We start from the raw sequence: 14,616 nt of genomic DNA, 5'->3' as shown, positions 1-14,616 counted from the left end.
GCAGCGGGTCGGCCAGCACCGGCAGGCCCCAGGCAGCGAAGCGCGCCCCGTCGCCATTGGCGCTGAGCGCCAGGGCCGCCACCTGCGGGCGCAGCCTCTCCAGCACATGGTCAAGCATCGGCCGGCCGGCGAGCAGGCGCAGCGGCTTGTCGCCACCGCCCATGCGCCGGGCCAGGCCGCCCGCCAGCACCACGCCAAAGGTATGGCTGCGAGGCTCTTGATCGGCAGGCAGGATGCGCGGCGTGGCCATGACCGGCCATTGCCCCTGGCCTGCGCCGCGTGCAAGGGGAGAAGGCCTTCGCGCAAAGGTTGCAATTCCCCACTCCATACCTCTTAACTGCGTTGGAATATAAACTGGCGGTGGCAGAATGGCCCTGGAGGCCCTGATCCGGGGAATCTGGAACTGGCGGTGGCGGCTGCTGCTCGCCGCCCTGCTGCTCTATGCGTCTTTGGCCATGCTGGTCTGGTTCTGGCCGCGCAGCTTCGTGGCGCAAATGGTGCTGGCACCGGCCGAGACCACCGCTATGGCCACCTCCACCCTGCTCACCCCAGTGCCAATGCTGCAACCCGCGCTGCTGGACAGCCGGCCGGGCGGCAATTTTGGCGTCTATCTCGGCACGCTGCGGTCGATGGAGGCGGCGAGGATGCTCGCAGCACAAACCCCCATCCTGGCGCAGATGACAGAGCGGCGGGGGAGCGGCCTGCCCGGGCAGCTCCGCCGGTTATTCGATCTGCGCATCGCCGCCGATGCCGATGACGTGCAGAACTATCTGGAAAACGCCCTCTCCCCCACCCAGGATGGCGGCACGGTAAGCTGGACGGTGGAACTACCCTGGTATGACCGGCTGCTGGCGCTCGATATGCTCGAGCGGCTGCATCGCTTCGGCGAGGCCAAGGTGCGCGCTGATCTGGCCAATATGGCACGCCGCCGCATCACCTTGCTGCAGGCCTCCATCGCCACCGAGCGCGACGCCTTCGCCCGCAACACCCTGTATGACCTGCTGGCGCAGCATGAGCGCGCCGCGCTGGTGATGCTGGCCGATGAGGCAGTGGCCGCCAGGCTGGTCTCGGCACCGATGGTGGAGCTGCGCGCCTCGGTGCCCAACCGGCCGCTGCTATTGGTGCTGCTGGCGGTGGTGGTGCCGATCTTTTGCATGGTCGTGGCCGCCTGCCTGCTGCTGCTGCTGCGCGCGGGGGGGGCGTGATGTTGCCCACCGCGCCGCTCTTTGCAGGGCTGGCCGGTATCGCAGCGGCGCTGCTGCAATTCGCCGGCGCGTTGAAGACCACGCCAGCCCTGGCCGGGCTGCCTTTTGACCTCACGCTGGTCTGCGGGCTGGCGCTGTGCGGGCTGCTGCCGCTGCTGCTGGCCGGCGGCGGCTGGCGCTTCGGCCGGGCGCTGGCGTTGCCGCTGCTGGGCGCGGCAGGGCTTTGGCTCTGGTGGGTGGTGGCGGCCTGTTGGGCAGTCAATGGCAATGCCGCCACGGCCAAGCTGGTGCCCATTGTGCTGGTTGGGCCGGTGATGCTGGTGGCGGGGCTGCTGGTCGGGGCCGATGCGGCCGGCCGTCGGGCGCTGACCCGCGCGGTTATCTGCCTGGGGGTCTTCACCGGGGCGGCGGTGGCCTGGGGCGTGGCCAATCATGCCGTGGTGCTGGGTGGCGCGATTGGCGCCGATCCGGCCCGCACCCGGGTGCAATATCAGCTTGTCGGCCTGGCGGTGGCCACGGCAGCGGGTCTGGTGGCGAGCGGGCTGGTGGTGGCGCGGGGGCGGCTGATGCTGGCGCTGCGCGGCATATTGCTGCTGGGTCTGGCGGCGGCGGCACTCATTCCCGGGGGGCGGGCGGCGTTTTTGGCCATGGGCGGGGTGGTGGTGCTGATGCCGGCGCTGTTGTTGTGGCTGCGCGGCACGCCTGGCCGGGCCATGCTGTGGCTGGCAGCAATGCTGCTCAGCGCCCTGGCAGGCCTGGTCTTCGTGCTCACCGACCCAGGGCGCTTTGACGGCATCCGCACAATCGAGCGCATCCTGGGCGACCCCGCCGATGGGCCGGAGGAGCGGGTGGCGATGTGGCGGGCCGCGCTGCGCATGGTCGATGGCATGGGCATCGGCCCGGGCGGCTTTCCCCAGGCAGCGGGTTTTGGCGCCGACCCTGGCATGCACCCGCATAACCACGCGCTGGAGGCCCTGACAGAGGGCGGGCTGCCCGGGCTGGTGCTGTGGCTGCTGGCCTTTGGCGGGGCAGCGCTGGTGGCGCTGGCCCGGCTGCCGCGGGTGGCACCGGAGCGGGCGGTGGCGATTGGCACGCTCGTCTTGCCGGTGGCGGTGACGGTGATGGTCTCGACCGATTTGTCCAACCGTATGGCCTGGTTCGCACTAGGCCTCGCCCTGTCGCTCGCAGTCGAGCGCCGGCATGTATAGGCGATGCGGCAAGCGGGCGTTGGATGTGCTGGGTGCCACCCTGTTGCTCCTCCTGGCCGCGCCGCTGCTGGCATTGGCGGCGCTGGCTGTGCTGCTGGCGCTGGGCCGCCCGGTGCTGTTCCGCCAGGAGCGGACGGGGCAGGACGGAAAACCCTTTCAGGTGCTGAAACTGCGCAGCATGCGCGATGGCCCGGGCGATGACGCCGCCCGGCTCACGCGCTTCGGCCGCGCCTTGCGGGCCAGCGCGCTGGATGAACTGCCACAACTGTGGAATGTGCTGCGCGGCGAGATGAGCCTGGTCGGCCCCCGGCCGCTGCCCATGGCCTATCTGCCGCTCTATTCTGATCGGCAGCGGGCGCGGCTGCGGCTGCGGCCAGGGCTTTGCGGGCTGGCGCAGGCGGCGGGGCGCAATGCGGTGCCCTGGCCATTGCGGCTGCGGCTGGACGCCGCCTATGCCCTGCGGCTCTCACTGGGGCTCGACCTGCGGATCATGCTGGCCTGCGCGGTTTTGGTCGTCTCGGGCCGCGGCGTAACGGCAAAGGGCCATGCGACCATGCCGGCATTGTCCGGCAGGCAGATCAGCCCGCCAGAAGCGCCGCCAGCGCAGGGCTGAGGCCGCTGCTGGGCGTGGGTGTGGGTGAAGGCTGCGCCACGGCCTCGGCCACCGCCAGCACGGCGCAATCCAGGCTGTCCAGCACCGCGATGCCGCTGGCTGCCGCCACCCGGGGGGCAAGCCCCGCCAGCCCCGCGCCACCCAGCACCACCGCGCCCGCCCCTTCCGCCGCCGCATCGCGCGCCGCCTGGGCCAGCAGGGCGATGGCGCCATCCGGGTCGGCCGCGATCATCCCGCCATCGGGCGCCACCGCGCGCACCAGCACCTGCTCGCGCGAATAGCCGCGCAGCAGGCAGAATTCCTCCAGCATCGGCACCCAGGCGGCACCGCCGGTGATGAAGGCAATGCGGCTGGCCTGGCGGAAGCCTATGGTCAGCGAGGCATCAGCCATGCCCACCACCGGCAGGGTGGAGAGCTCACGCGCCGCCTCCAGCCCAGGGTCGCCAAAGCAGGCGATGATGACGCCATCATGCCCCGCCCCATGCTCGGCCAGCGCGTCCAGCACCGCGTGCTGGGCAATGGCTGAGGCCGCGCGGGTGGCGATGTAATGCGCGCCGAAACGGGCGGTAACACCGACGACGGTGCCGGACAGCCCCAGCCTGGGCAGGGCCGCCCTGGTATGCGCCACGGCGCGGTCGGTGATGGCGGCATTGGTGTTGCCGTTGATGAGAAGCAGCTTCATGACTGTGCAGTCCATGCCTGAGTGCTGGGCAAAGGCAAGCCCAAAGCCCCCATTGTTGCGCGCATTCATGTTGCCGCGCCGAAAGCGAAAGGGCATGACAAGCAACGCCAGTTATAACAAACCCCGGGGATATCTCATGCTTCGACGCCTTCTCCTGGCCGCTTGTGCGGCCGCGCTTCCCACGCTCAGCGCGGCCCCCGCCGCCGCACAGGGCACGCTGCGCATCGGCATGACCGCCGCCGATATTCCGCTCACCCATGGCCAGCCTGACCAGGGCTTTGAGGGTAACCGCTTCACCGGCATTCCGCTTTATGACGGTCTGACGCAGTGGGATCTCTCCTCTGCCGAGCGCCCCTCGGTCGTGCTGCCGGCCCTCGCCACCGAATGGTCGGTCGATGCCAATGATCGCACCCGCTGGACCTTTCGCCTCCGCCGCGATGCACGCTTCCATGATGGCAGCCCCTTCAATGCCGAAGCGGTGGTGTGGAATGTGCGCAAGGTGCTCGACCGTGAGGCACCACATTTCGATCCGCGCCAGGTCGGCCTGACCGCCTCGCGCATGCCCACGCTGCGCCGGGCCGAGGTGATCGACGAATTCACCGTCGCCCTCATCACCTCCGAGCCCGATAGCCTGCTGCCGATCAACCTGACCAATCTGTTCATGGCCAGCCCGACTCATTGGGCCGCCATGCGCGCCGCCCAACCCAGCGCCGAGGCCGCCTGGAACGCCTTCGCCGCCAACCCCTCCGGCACCGGCCCCTTCCGCGTGACGCGCTTTGTCCCGCGGGAGCGTCTGGAAATGGCCCGCAATGACAATTACTGGGGCACCAAGGCCAAGCTGGACCGGGTGATTTTGCTGCCCATCCCCGAGGCCAATGCCCGCACCGCCGCGCTGCTGTCGAACCAGGTGGATTGGATCGAGGCGCCAGCGCCGGATTCGGTGCCGCAAATGCGCAGCCGCAACATGGTCATCACCCAGAACCTGCAGCCGCATGTCTGGCCCTGGCAGCCCTGCTTCACCGCCGGCAACCCGATGACCGATGTGCGGGTGCGCCGCGCGCTGAACCTTGCCATCGACCGTGAGGGCCTGCGCACGCTGCTGGGTGGTTTCATGGTGCCCGCCCAGGGCACCGTGGCGCCCGGCCACCCCTGGTGGGGCAATCCCAGCTTCCAGATTCGCACCGACCGCGCCGAAGCCCGCCGCCTGCTGGCCGAGGCCGGCTATGGCCCGCAACGGCCGCTGACGCTGAAGGTGCAGATCTCCGCCTCAGGCTCGGGCCAGATGCAGCCGCTGCCGATGAACGAGTTCCTGCAGCAGGATCTGCGCCAGGTCGGCATCAATATCGAGTTCGATGTGGTGGAGTGGAACACGCTCTTCGCCAATTGGCGCAATGGCTGCGCCCATGCCTCGGCGCGTGGTGCGCATATGACGAATGTGTCCTTCGCCGCCATGGACCCCTTCTTCGCCATGGTCCGCTTCTGGGACAGCAAGATGGCGGCCCCCGTCTCCAACAATTGGGGCGGCTTCAACAGCCCGCGCTTCGACGCGATGGTGGCCGAGGCGCGCAATTCCTTCGAACCCGCCGCGCGTGACGCCGCCCTCGCCCGCCTGCATGCCGCAGGCGTGGAGGAGGCGCTGTTCATCTGGATCGCCCATGACGTATCACCACGGGCGATGAACCCGCGCGTGCGCGGCTATGTGCAGCCGCAAAGCTGGTTCGTCGATCTTCGACTGCCCTTCATTCAGTAAGGATAGCCCATGTTCTTCTACCTCATCCGGCGGCTGATCTACGCGGTTCCCATCGCGCTTGCCGTGGGTTTCGTGTGCTTCATGCTGGTGCAGATCGCCCCTGGCGACCCGATCAACGCGATCGTGCCGCCAGATGCGCCGCAGGATGTGGTGGATCAGGTGCGGCGTGATTACGGGCTGGACAAGCCCTTGCCGGTGCAGTTCGGCATCTGGCTGCTCAAGGTGGTGCAGGGCGATCTCGGCCGCTCCCTCGCCACCGGCCGGCCGGTGTGGAGCGACCTGCAATCGGCCATCGGCAATACACTCACCCTGGCCGCCTCGGCCTCGCTGCTCGGCTTTATGCTGGGCTGCGTTCTGGGTGGGCTGGCGGGCACGTTTCGCGGTTCGATCCTGGACCGCGCGGCGGTGACCATCGCGGTGGCCGGCGTTTCGGTGCCGCATTACTGGCTGGGCATGGTGCTGGTGGTGATCTTTTCCGTCCAGCTCAACATGCTGCCAGCCATGGGCGCGGGGCCGGGCGGCAGCGCCGATTGGGCCTGGGATTGGGAGCATATGCAGCATCTCGTGCTGCCCTCGATCACCCTCGCGGTCATTCCCATGGGCATTGTGACGCGCACGGTGCGCGGCATCGTGGCCGAGATCATGAACCAGGAATTCGTCGTGGCGCTGCGCGGCAAGGGCCTCACCGGCTGGGGCGTGTTCCTCCATGTGGTGAAGAATGCGGCGCCGAATGTGCTGGCGGTGCTGGGGCTGCAACTGGGCTACCTGATGGGCGGCTCTATTTTGGTTGAAACCGTCTTTTCCTGGCCCGGCACCGGGCTTTTGCTCAACAGTGCGATTTTCCAGCGTGACCTCCCGGTGCTGCAGGGCACCATCCTGGTGCTCAGCCTGTTTTTCGTAGCGCTGAACCTGCTGGTCGACCTCGTCCAAACCGCCCTTGACCCCCGGATCAAACGCGCATGAGCACGACAACCGCCGCTGAGGCCGAACTCGCCATCCAGGCCCGCCAGGCCGCGCAAAGCTCCGACGGGTATTGGAAGGGCGTGTTCAAGCGCGTCCGGCGCGACAAGGTGACAATGTTCTGCGCCTTTGTCCTGCTGTGCATGCTGCTGGCGATCATCTTCGCCCCGCTGATTGCGCCGCATGACCCCTTCCAGGGCAGCATGATCCGGCGTCTACGGCCGATCGGCACGCCGAATCATCCGCTGGGCACGGATGAACTCGGCCGCGATATCCTCACCAGGTTGCTCTTTGGTGGCCGGCTTTCGTGGTTCATGGGCATTGTACCGGTGGCGCTGGCCTTTGTAATGGGCACATTTTTGGGCGTGCTGGCAGGCTTTGCCGGCGGCAAGACCAATATGCTGATCATGCGCGTCACCGATGTCTTCTATGCCTTCCCCTCGGTGCTGCTGGCGGTGGCGATTTCGGGCGCGCTGGGTGCGGGTATTCTCAACGCTATCCTCGCGCTCACCCTGGTCTTCGTGCCGCCGATCATCCGCGTGGCAGAGAGTGTGACGCAGGGCGTGCGCAACCTTGATTTCGTCGATGCCGCGCGGGCTTCCGGTGCTTCGGCCTTTACGGTGGTGCGGGTGCATGTGCTGGGCAATGTGCTGGGGCCCATCTTCATCTATGCCACCTCGCTCATCTCGGTGTGCATGATTTTGGCCTCCGGCCTGTCCTTTCTCGGCCTGGGCACCCGCCCGCCCGAGGCGGAATGGGGGCTCATGCTGAACACGCTGCGCACCGCGATCTATGTGCAGCCCTGGGTCGCCGTGCTGCCCGGCGCCTGCATTTTCGTCACCTCCATCTGCTTCAATCTGGTGAGTGACGGGATGCGCCAGGCGATGGATGTGAAGGGCTGAACCCACCGCGCCGGCTTATGGCGGGCTGAGCGATTGTTCGATCACCCGCCCCTGGAAGCGGGTGATCCCCCGCTCCCACCCCCAGCCGATAGCGATGGGCTCATCAGCGCCGGTCAGCACCACACGCGCACGCTCGGCCGGCAGGGCGGCTTCCAGCGCGGCGCGGCCAGGGCCATCCAGCGCCAGCAGGGCGGCGCTGAAGCGCAGCTTGAGTGTGCCCAGGCCGAAATTATCCTCGGGCAGCATGGGCAGCAGCCCGGCATCCAGATCATCGAGCGCAGTGCCATAGCCGCGCAGGCGGGCGAAGCGCATGGCCATGGCAAAGGCCTGTGGGTCGGCCAGGATATCGGGCAGGCTGAAGCCGAGCGTGAGTTGCGGCCGCATGGCACTGGGCAGGGCCGCATCAAGCCGCAGGAACTCCTCCTCGCCCAGGCTTGCTGGCAGCAGCGGCAACCCGCTGGGCGAGAAGCCCCGCAATTCCTCCGGCCGCGCCCATTGTGCCAGGGCCCGCTTATCCAGCCGGGCGCGCAACCGCCGGCGCAGCCAGGGGGTGGCATGCAGGGATTGCCGTGGCAGCAGCGCCGCCTCCAGATCGGCGGCCGGCAAACGCTGCTCACGCCATAGCGGCTGCGGGCCGGGGCCACCATCGACGAGAAGACAGATGGTCTGCCAGCGGTGATGAACCGAGAGGTCTGCCTGTGCCAAGGCGGCCTCGGCCGCCAGGATATCGGCGGCCTGGGGTTGCGCACCGGCTGCCTCGGCCCCGCCGGGCATGGCTGCAGCCGGCCAATGCTCGGCCCCCATGCCAAGGGCGGATTCCACAACCGCCAGCAATGCCGCCGCCTGCTGTGGCAGCCGCAATTCCTGGGCGATGGCTGCGCCCTCACCCTCCCCATCCAGCAGCTTCTGCATGACGGCGCGCACCAGATCCAAATGCTCACCCGGTGGCGGGGAGACCGCGACAAGATCGCCCGAGGGCAGATCATATAGCCTGGCGCGGGTTGGCCTCAGCAGGGGCAGCAGCGCCTCCCGCAGCAGCCTTTGATGGTGCAGCCGGTTATGGTTGGATGGAATAGCGGAGAGCCTCAGATGCATCACCCGCTGCTCCACCCCGGCGGCGGCGGATTCGCGCGCGAGTGCCGCCAGGGCCAGGGCCTCACGCTGGGATGACCCCAGCATGCGGTTCAGGGCGGGGGCCGCCTCCATCAGCAAACCCTGCTGCAAAGGCTGCTGCCGTGTTTCGCGGCGAAATCCAGTGCTTCGCGCCCCTCGCCGCCCTGCAGCACCAGGCATTCCGGCGCTGGCCAGGCCGCACTGGCCACGAGCGGGTTATACTCGGCAAAGAAAAGCCGGCCCGGCAGGCGTTGCGGCGTGGCGAGATGGGCCAAAGCCGGCGTCAGCCCAGCCCAGGCCAATTGCCAGCCATGGGCGGCTGCGAGGGCTACCCATGCCCCCGCCTCGGCCGCGGCGGGCAGCGGCAGGACAAGGGCATGGCCACACCCGCCCGGCCACACCCCCGGCGGTGGCGCGGGCAGGCTCCTGGGCGGGGGCATCCATGGCATATCCAGCAGCAGCGGCCATTTGTGCTTGCGCGCCGCAGGCCAGCCCAGGCGCGCCGCCTGCTCCAGCAGCCGTGACGCCAGCAGACCATGGGCATGGCCTGCCCAGTCGCGCCCCGGCGGGGTGGGCAGGGCCTCGGCTTCAACCATCCAGCGCTGCGCCAGGAGTTTGGGTGAGCCTGCCTGCCATCGCCATATCGTGGCCAGGCTTTGGCCAGTTCCGGCAGGCATCCCTTCTGCGCGCTCCTCGATGCCGATCAGCCCGGGCGTGGCGGCGGCAGGCAGCGCAGAGGGCGCCGCATCCCCCGCAAGCGCAGCCTCCAGCACGGCAATATCGGCCGGGAAGAGCAATAGCCGGGCGGGCCAGCCCATACTCTCGAACAGCGCCAGGGTATCGCGAGCGGCGCCGGGCGTGGTGCCCAACAGCCAAAACCCGCCTTGGCGTGGGCGCCAGACCAGGCCAGCAGTGGCCTGGGCCACATCCTCCAGCAGGCTGGCGGCCATCTGCGGCCATTCCGCCCACCCGACCATGAGCCCCGCCGATCCATCGGTTTGGCACCGCCGCAACGCCTCACTCAGCGCGGCCGAGCGCCGGGGGGCCGGCGCCGCATGGCCTCCCGCCGGCATGGCTTGCCCGCCTGGTGCGACGGGCCTGTTCGCCCAGATAGCGGACTGGGGCTGGGGGGGCTGCTGCTGGTTGGGCTGCATCACGGTTCCGATCTCTGCCCGCCACCATGCGCGCGCAAAGGTTAAGCGATGCTTCCTCGCCGGGATGGTAGATGCAGATGCCGCAGCAGCCCGCCTTCCTCTGGCCTTCTTTCCATTGTCATGTTTTTATATGTCCCTGCGGTGACAGGGCCGCCGTAAAGAAAGACCTGATGCCAAAAAGCGCAGCCTCTTCAGCCAAATCCGCCAATAGCCTCGTGGCAGCCGTGCGCCAGCTGCGCCGCGGCACCGTCCTGGTGGTGGGCGATGTGATGCTCGACCGCTATGTCTATGGCCGCGTCAGCCGCGTCAGCCCCGAGGCGCCGGTGCCGGTTCTGGCGGTGGAGCGCGAATTGGCCCTGCCCGGTGGCGCCGGCAATGTGGTGCGCAACCTCACAGCGCTGGGGGCGGCCGTGGCCTTCGTCTCGGTGGTGGGCGATGACCAGCCGGGCAGCGACCTCACCGGCCTGATCGGCGGCCAGCCGCGGGTTGAGCCCTGGCTGCTGGTGCAGGGCGGCCGCGCCACAACCACAAAGACCCGCTTCGTGGCCAGCGGCCAGCACCTGATGCGCGCCGATCATGAGCAGGCCAGCCCCATCCATCCCCGCTTGGCCGACCGCCTGGTGCGCATTGCCACCGATGCCGTGGCCGCCACCTCCGTCGTGGTGTTGAGCGATTATCAAAAAGGCGTGCTCTCCGGTGACGTGGCGGCGCGCATCATCGCCGCCGCCCGCACCGCAGGGCGGCCTGTCGTAGTGGAGCCCAAGGGCGGCGAACTCGCCCGCTTCACCGGCGCGGACCTCATCGTGCCGGAGGCCGAGGCCCTGGCCACCGCCACCGGCCTGCCAGTCGGCACCGAGGCCGAATTGGCCGCGGCCTGCATTGCCCTCAAGCACACATACAAACTGGGCGCCGTGCTGGTGCCACGCGGCCCTGATGGGCTGACCCTGGTGCATGGCCAGGACGAGGTGCTCCATCTGCGCGCCGAAGCCTCCGACCAGCACGACCCCGCCGGCGCCTCAGATGCCGTGGTGGCCGTGCTGGCCGCCAGCCTGGCCGCGGGGCTGAAATTGGTCACGGCAGCGGAGCTGGCCGCGGTGGCCATCACCATCGTTACCCGCAAGGCCGGCATCGCCGTGGTGCGGGATGATGAGCTGATCGAGGCGATGACACCGGGGCTGAACGCCAAGCGTAAGATGGTGACGGTGGCCTATGCGGCCGAGATGGTGGAGCGCTGGCGGCATCGCGGCTGGCGCATCGGCCTATTGCATCTGAGCGAAGGCGGCGGCGAGGCCTGGAGCTCCGCCCTGATGGAAGAGGCCCGCGGCTGGTGTGACAGGCTTCTCGTGGCGGTGGGCGGCGGCGGCGGGATAAACATGGCCGATTGGCCAATGGTGGACCTGCTGGCCGAATGCACCGGCCAGAGCAATGAGGCGCTGCTTCGCCTGTTCCGCCCGGATATCCTGGTGCATGGGCCGGCCGCCGTACCGCTCGGCCTTGATGACGAGAACCTGCTGGCGGAATGGGGCGGCAGGCTGTGCCGGCCTGAGCACCCGCAGGCAGCATAAGGCCTGGACGCGGCGGCACCGGGGCTGATACGCCGCGCCCATGACCCATGCCCGCCCGCCGCTCTGGCGTGACCGACGTTTTTTCGTGCTGCTGCTGCTGGGGTTTTCCGCCGGCGTGCCATTACCCTTGACCGGCTTTGCCCTCCGGCAATGGTTTTCCGAGAGCGGGATTTCCCTTGCCGCCATTGGCTTCACCGCCTGGATTGGGCTCTCCTACTCCTTCAAATTCCTCTGGTCGCCGCTGCTGGACCAGTTGCGGCCGCCGGTTCTGGCGGGGCTGGGCCATAGGCGCGGCTGGCTGGCCACGATCATTCCGGCGCTGATGCTGGCCATTGTGGCGCTGGGGTGGTTCGACCCGGCGGTGGCGCCGCAGGCCGTGGTGGCGATCGCCGTGCTGGTGGCCTTCCTTTCCGCCAGCCAGGATATTGTGGTGGATGCCTATCGCATCGAAATCCTGGCGGAGAATGAGCAGGGCTTCGGCCTGGCAGCCTATGTCTGGGGCTATCGCGGCGCGCTGCTGGCGGCCAATGCGGGTGGGCTTTCGCTGGTGGGGGTGCTGGGCTGGGGCGGGATGTTTGCCTATTGCGCCGCGCTGCTGAGCTTAGGGCTGCTGGCGGTGGCCCTGGGGCCGGAGCTGCAGCGGGCCCAAACGCCGCCGCGCGGCTGGGCGGCCAGGCTGCGCGAAGGCGTGGTGGAGCCCTTTGCCGACCTCCTGCGCCGGCCGCATTGGGCCACCATCTTGGCTTTCATCGCCTTGTTCAAACTCGGCGAGGCGCTGGCCGGCATCATGACGGCGCCCTTCTATCGCGAGCTGGGCTTTTCCCGCGAGGTGGTGGGCGGAATTTCCGGCGGCTTCGGGCTCTTCGCGGTGCTGGCAGGCGCTTTGGCGGGGGGCTGGCTGGTGGCGCGCATCGGCACCGGCCGGGCCCTGGTGCTGACAGGGCTGACGCAGATGCTCTCCAACCTAATGTACCTGCTGCTGCTGCAATTCCCCGGTTCACTGCCGATGCTGACCTTGCAGGTGGGGGTGGAGAATTTCACCGATGGCCTGGCCGATGCGGCTTTCCTGACCTACCTCTCAAGCCTGACGGCGCGCAATTTCACCGCGACGCAATATGCCCTGCTCTCCTCACTGGCCTCGGTGCCGCTGCGCACCCTGGGGGGCAGCTCGGGGCTTTTGGCGGCGGGGCTGGGATGGGGGTGGTTCTTTGTGCTGACCACGCTGGCGGCGCTGCCGGCGCTGGCCATGATGCTATGGCTGCTCCGGCGAATGCCGGCAGAGGCGCTAGGCCCCGCCAGAGCATGATCCGTAGAGGCGGATTGGCCGAAAACGCTCAATCATTCCCGCAGCAATGGCTGGACCTCGCGCAGTGAACGCAGCGTGGTCCAGCGCCGGTTATGGGTCGGTTTTTGGGCAATGCTTCAGCCATGGCCGATGCACCCATTCACCGAAAATGCCGGTTAAGGCGGTCTCGCCCGGGCTGCACCGGGCGCAGAGGCGGCACCAGGCCCGCCACCCAGGCGAGGCGCTTGGACCGGCCAGATTAAACCTGCCCAAACACATCAAGGCTTGCCACACCCTCCGAAATATGGCGAAACAAACATAACGGACATCTAACGGGGGTCATATGCGTTACGGAGTGATGTCGATTCTTGCCCTGGGCTTGCTCATGGCCGCGCCGGCCGAGGCCGCGCGCAACGACCAAAGCGCTCTGCGCAATCAGCCCCGCTCGGCTGCCCCGGCACCTGTTGCTGCCACCCGGCCCGCCGCCCCCACCATCGCGCCGCGCGTGGCCAGGCAGCCATCGGCGCCTTATCACCGTGCCAACCTCGCCTCCACCCAACAGCGCGGCACCACCACCCGCGTGACAGCAGCCTGCACCGTCTCCAATGGCCATCGGGTTTGCGGCGGCACCCGCCAGGTGGCCATGCGCTGGAGCGGCGGCTTGATGCCGGCCGCCGGCAACCAGACGTCCTGCCCAGATGGCACGATGGCCACCCTGGCCCATGGCCATGAGAATGTGGTGCGCTGCGTCCCGCTGTAAGCCGTAGCGGCCAGCTTCTGGCCCGGCCCATCGATGGGGCCGATGAACATCTAGAGCATTTTCAAGCCTTGCGGCTGAGCACGGCGCCTGCCGTCTTTGCTTTCGGGGAAATGGCTTTGGGCAACCGCCCGGGTCAGCAGCGGCAGCAACCGCACCAGCCGGCCATTTCAGAAAAGAGCGCCCAAGCCCAGGTGGAAAATGGGCTTGGGGCCGTTGCACCGCAGATCATTGGCGCCTCAGCGCCTGAACGCCATCACCAATGCGCCTTTAATCTTTCCCAGCCATTATTCGCCATAATGATGCATACCGTCTCTGACATCAATTCTAGGCTGGGTGGCTTGTCACTTGGCCATGTTCCACTCAACATCATGATGGTTGCGATAGCAGTTTTACATCCACCGCGCGCCGACTCACAAAATTGTTTTGAATACATTTCCTTAGGTCGACCTTTTTGGAATTTTTTCCGAAAAGAATTCATCCCAGCAATTAATGCTGGAACGCCGGCCGTAAAAATAGATACCGCCACAATAGCAACTTTTGTCTCTTTCTTATCGATAATATATTGTAGTCCTTCAGCACATTTCTGACAACTGCAGGCATAGCGCCCTCGCCCGCCGGGGTTGCTCTGATTTTTGAGATCAATTAACGCAAATATTCCATCAGCTTGATAGGCAATAGTAGCGGCGCCTATCCAGGGCGCCAGGGCGGCCCCGACAGTGAACATTGTCACCGACGCCATGCCGACACCAAGAGTCACACCAGAACCAGGAGCGACAAGTGCAGTCGTACCTATCTGAAGCCCCTTATCAACTCCAGTTGCAACGAGCCCTTTTAGGACTTTTGTCATTGAAAGGTATAATTTATCGAATAAATTAAATTCTGGGGCGTTTAATTTATTTCCGAGACCTCCTATCACTTCAGCTATCGCGTCGAGGGTTTGGGGTGGGGGCAAAGACATTTCGAAAATCCTAATGAACATAATAATAGAAACTGCCTTACTCGAATCAAATCGAGACAAATTACAAGATAAAACGAGATAAATATAAAATTTCCTAAATAAACTAGTATATCATATTATGGCTGAAAGCATCAAAGCGTTATTTTAAATTACTAATTAATTCTACAGAATGAATTTTCCGCCGCGAACCGCAGTCTCTCATGGCAAGGCGCAACCGGCAACAACATAATCTCGGGGCGAGCTAACCGTCTTCGGTTTCGACAGCACAGATTTCGTCCGCACATGACGGATATACAGCATCGAGTATTGCCTGCGGCCCACACGCGCCGGGCCGCTTACCGCCAATATCGCCGCCATGGCCAGCATGTTTATCCGCTCAAACGATTCCGTTTGAACGGATGATGATCTAGGCTCAGGACTCATTGATCCAGAAGATGACGATGACGATGGCGGCCAGGGCG

15 protein-coding genes are annotated in these 14,616 nt (G+C 66.6%); 9 read left to right on the top strand and 6 right to left on the bottom strand.

The genetic code is table 11. The features are described 5' to 3' along the window. A partial coding sequence (locus ABWP84_RS15655) for an NTP transferase domain-containing protein (RefSeq protein WP_353212979.1) occupies positions 1-250 on the bottom strand: 250 nt, incomplete at its 3' end. A gap of 118 nt (positions 251-368) precedes the next feature. Here ABWP84_RS15655 and ABWP84_RS15650 point away from each other — a divergent pair. The 3 genes from ABWP84_RS15650 to ABWP84_RS15640 are packed head-to-tail and all read left to right on the top strand — an operon-like array spanning position 369 to position 3,026. Then, positions 369-1,205, top strand: a complete 837-nt coding sequence (locus ABWP84_RS15650; RefSeq protein WP_353212978.1) for a hypothetical protein — start codon at positions 369-371, stop codon at positions 1,203-1,205. Further along, a complete protein-coding gene (locus tag ABWP84_RS15645) occupies positions 1,205-2,413 on the top strand; it encodes an O-antigen ligase family protein (RefSeq protein ID WP_353212977.1) in 1,209 nt (402 codons plus the stop codon). Before ABWP84_RS15650 ends, ABWP84_RS15645 begins: the two co-directional genes overlap by 1 nt. Then, entirely contained in the window at positions 2,406-3,026 is a 621-nt protein-coding gene (locus ABWP84_RS15640; protein ID WP_353212976.1) for a sugar transferase, read from the top strand. Before ABWP84_RS15645 ends, ABWP84_RS15640 begins: the two co-directional genes overlap by 8 nt. Here ABWP84_RS15640 and ABWP84_RS15635 read toward each other — a convergent pair. Then, entirely contained in the window at positions 2,992-3,708 is a 717-nt protein-coding gene (locus ABWP84_RS15635) for an aspartate/glutamate racemase family protein (RefSeq protein WP_353212975.1), read from the bottom strand. The two genes, ABWP84_RS15640 and ABWP84_RS15635, sit on opposite strands and share 35 nt — an antisense overlap. Positions 3,709-3,844: 136 nt before the next feature. Here ABWP84_RS15635 and ABWP84_RS15630 point away from each other — a divergent pair, with 136 nt between their 5' ends. Genes ABWP84_RS15630 through ABWP84_RS15620 form a run of 3 tightly spaced genes read left to right on the top strand, consistent with a single transcriptional unit; the run spans position 3,845 to position 7,320 of the window. Further along, the gene (locus ABWP84_RS15630) at positions 3,845-5,458 is read left to right on the top strand and encodes an ABC transporter substrate-binding protein (RefSeq protein WP_353212974.1); all 1,614 of its coding nucleotides are present in this window, start codon (positions 3,845-3,847) and stop codon (positions 5,456-5,458) included. A 9-nt stretch (positions 5,459-5,467) separates the two neighbouring features. Further along, positions 5,468-6,421 (top strand): ABC transporter permease, encoded by a 954-nt coding sequence (locus ABWP84_RS15625; RefSeq protein ID WP_353212973.1) that lies wholly within the window; start codon positions 5,468-5,470, stop codon positions 6,419-6,421. After that, positions 6,418-7,320 carry an ABC transporter permease gene (locus ABWP84_RS15620; protein ID WP_353212972.1) on the top strand — a complete coding sequence of 301 codons (903 nt, stop codon included), beginning with the start codon at positions 6,418-6,420 and terminating at the stop codon, positions 7,318-7,320. Before ABWP84_RS15625 ends, ABWP84_RS15620 begins: the two co-directional genes overlap by 4 nt. Before the next feature lie 15 nt (positions 7,321-7,335). Here the strand turns inward: ABWP84_RS15620 and ABWP84_RS15615 are convergent, their stop codons facing one another. Both ABWP84_RS15615 and ABWP84_RS15610 read right to left on the bottom strand, forming a co-directional pair. Next, the gene (locus ABWP84_RS15615) at positions 7,336-8,526 is read right to left on the bottom strand and encodes a hypothetical protein (protein WP_353212971.1); all 1,191 of its coding nucleotides are present in this window, start codon (positions 8,524-8,526) and stop codon (positions 7,336-7,338) included. Next, a complete protein-coding gene (locus tag ABWP84_RS15610) occupies positions 8,526-9,383 on the bottom strand; it encodes a hypothetical protein (protein WP_353212970.1) in 858 nt (285 codons plus the stop codon). Before ABWP84_RS15610 ends, ABWP84_RS15615 begins: the two co-directional genes overlap by 1 nt. Positions 9,384-9,757: 374 nt before the next feature. Here ABWP84_RS15610 and ABWP84_RS15605 point away from each other — a divergent pair, with 374 nt between their 5' ends. The 3 genes from ABWP84_RS15605 (at position 9,758) to ABWP84_RS15595 (ending at position 13,197) form a co-directional block, all read left to right on the top strand. Then, positions 9,758-11,152, top strand: a complete 1,395-nt coding sequence (locus tag ABWP84_RS15605) for a PfkB family carbohydrate kinase (protein WP_353212969.1) — start codon at positions 9,758-9,760, stop codon at positions 11,150-11,152. Positions 11,153-11,192: 40 nt separating this feature from the next. Then, on the top strand, positions 11,193-12,458 hold the full coding sequence (locus ABWP84_RS15600; RefSeq protein WP_353212968.1) for an AmpG family muropeptide MFS transporter: 1,266 nt from the start codon (positions 11,193-11,195) through the stop codon (positions 12,456-12,458). Between the two features lie 337 nt (positions 12,459-12,795). Beyond that, positions 12,796-13,197, top strand: a complete 402-nt coding sequence (locus ABWP84_RS15595) for a hypothetical protein (RefSeq protein WP_353212967.1) — start codon at positions 12,796-12,798, stop codon at positions 13,195-13,197. Between the two features lie 253 nt (positions 13,198-13,450). On the opposite strand, the gene ABWP84_RS15590 is transcribed toward ABWP84_RS15595, so the two are convergent. Further along, positions 13,451-14,176: a hypothetical protein gene (locus tag ABWP84_RS15590; protein ID WP_353212966.1), complete on the bottom strand. Its 726-nt coding sequence runs from the start codon at positions 14,174-14,176 to the stop codon at positions 13,451-13,453. Positions 14,177-14,353: 177 nt separating this feature from the next. Beyond that, the coding region (locus tag ABWP84_RS15585) for a hypothetical protein (RefSeq protein ID WP_353212965.1) at positions 14,354-14,616 on the bottom strand (263 nt) is incomplete at its 5' end.

Origin of the sequence: Rhodovarius sp. (genome assembly GCF_040399605.1) — a bacterium.
In the GTDB taxonomy this organism is placed as follows: domain Bacteria; phylum Pseudomonadota; class Alphaproteobacteria; order Acetobacterales; family Acetobacteraceae; genus Rhodovarius; species Rhodovarius crocodyli_A.
The sequence above is the reverse complement of the archived record's forward strand: the minus strand, read 5'-3'. Positions and strand labels throughout refer to the sequence as shown.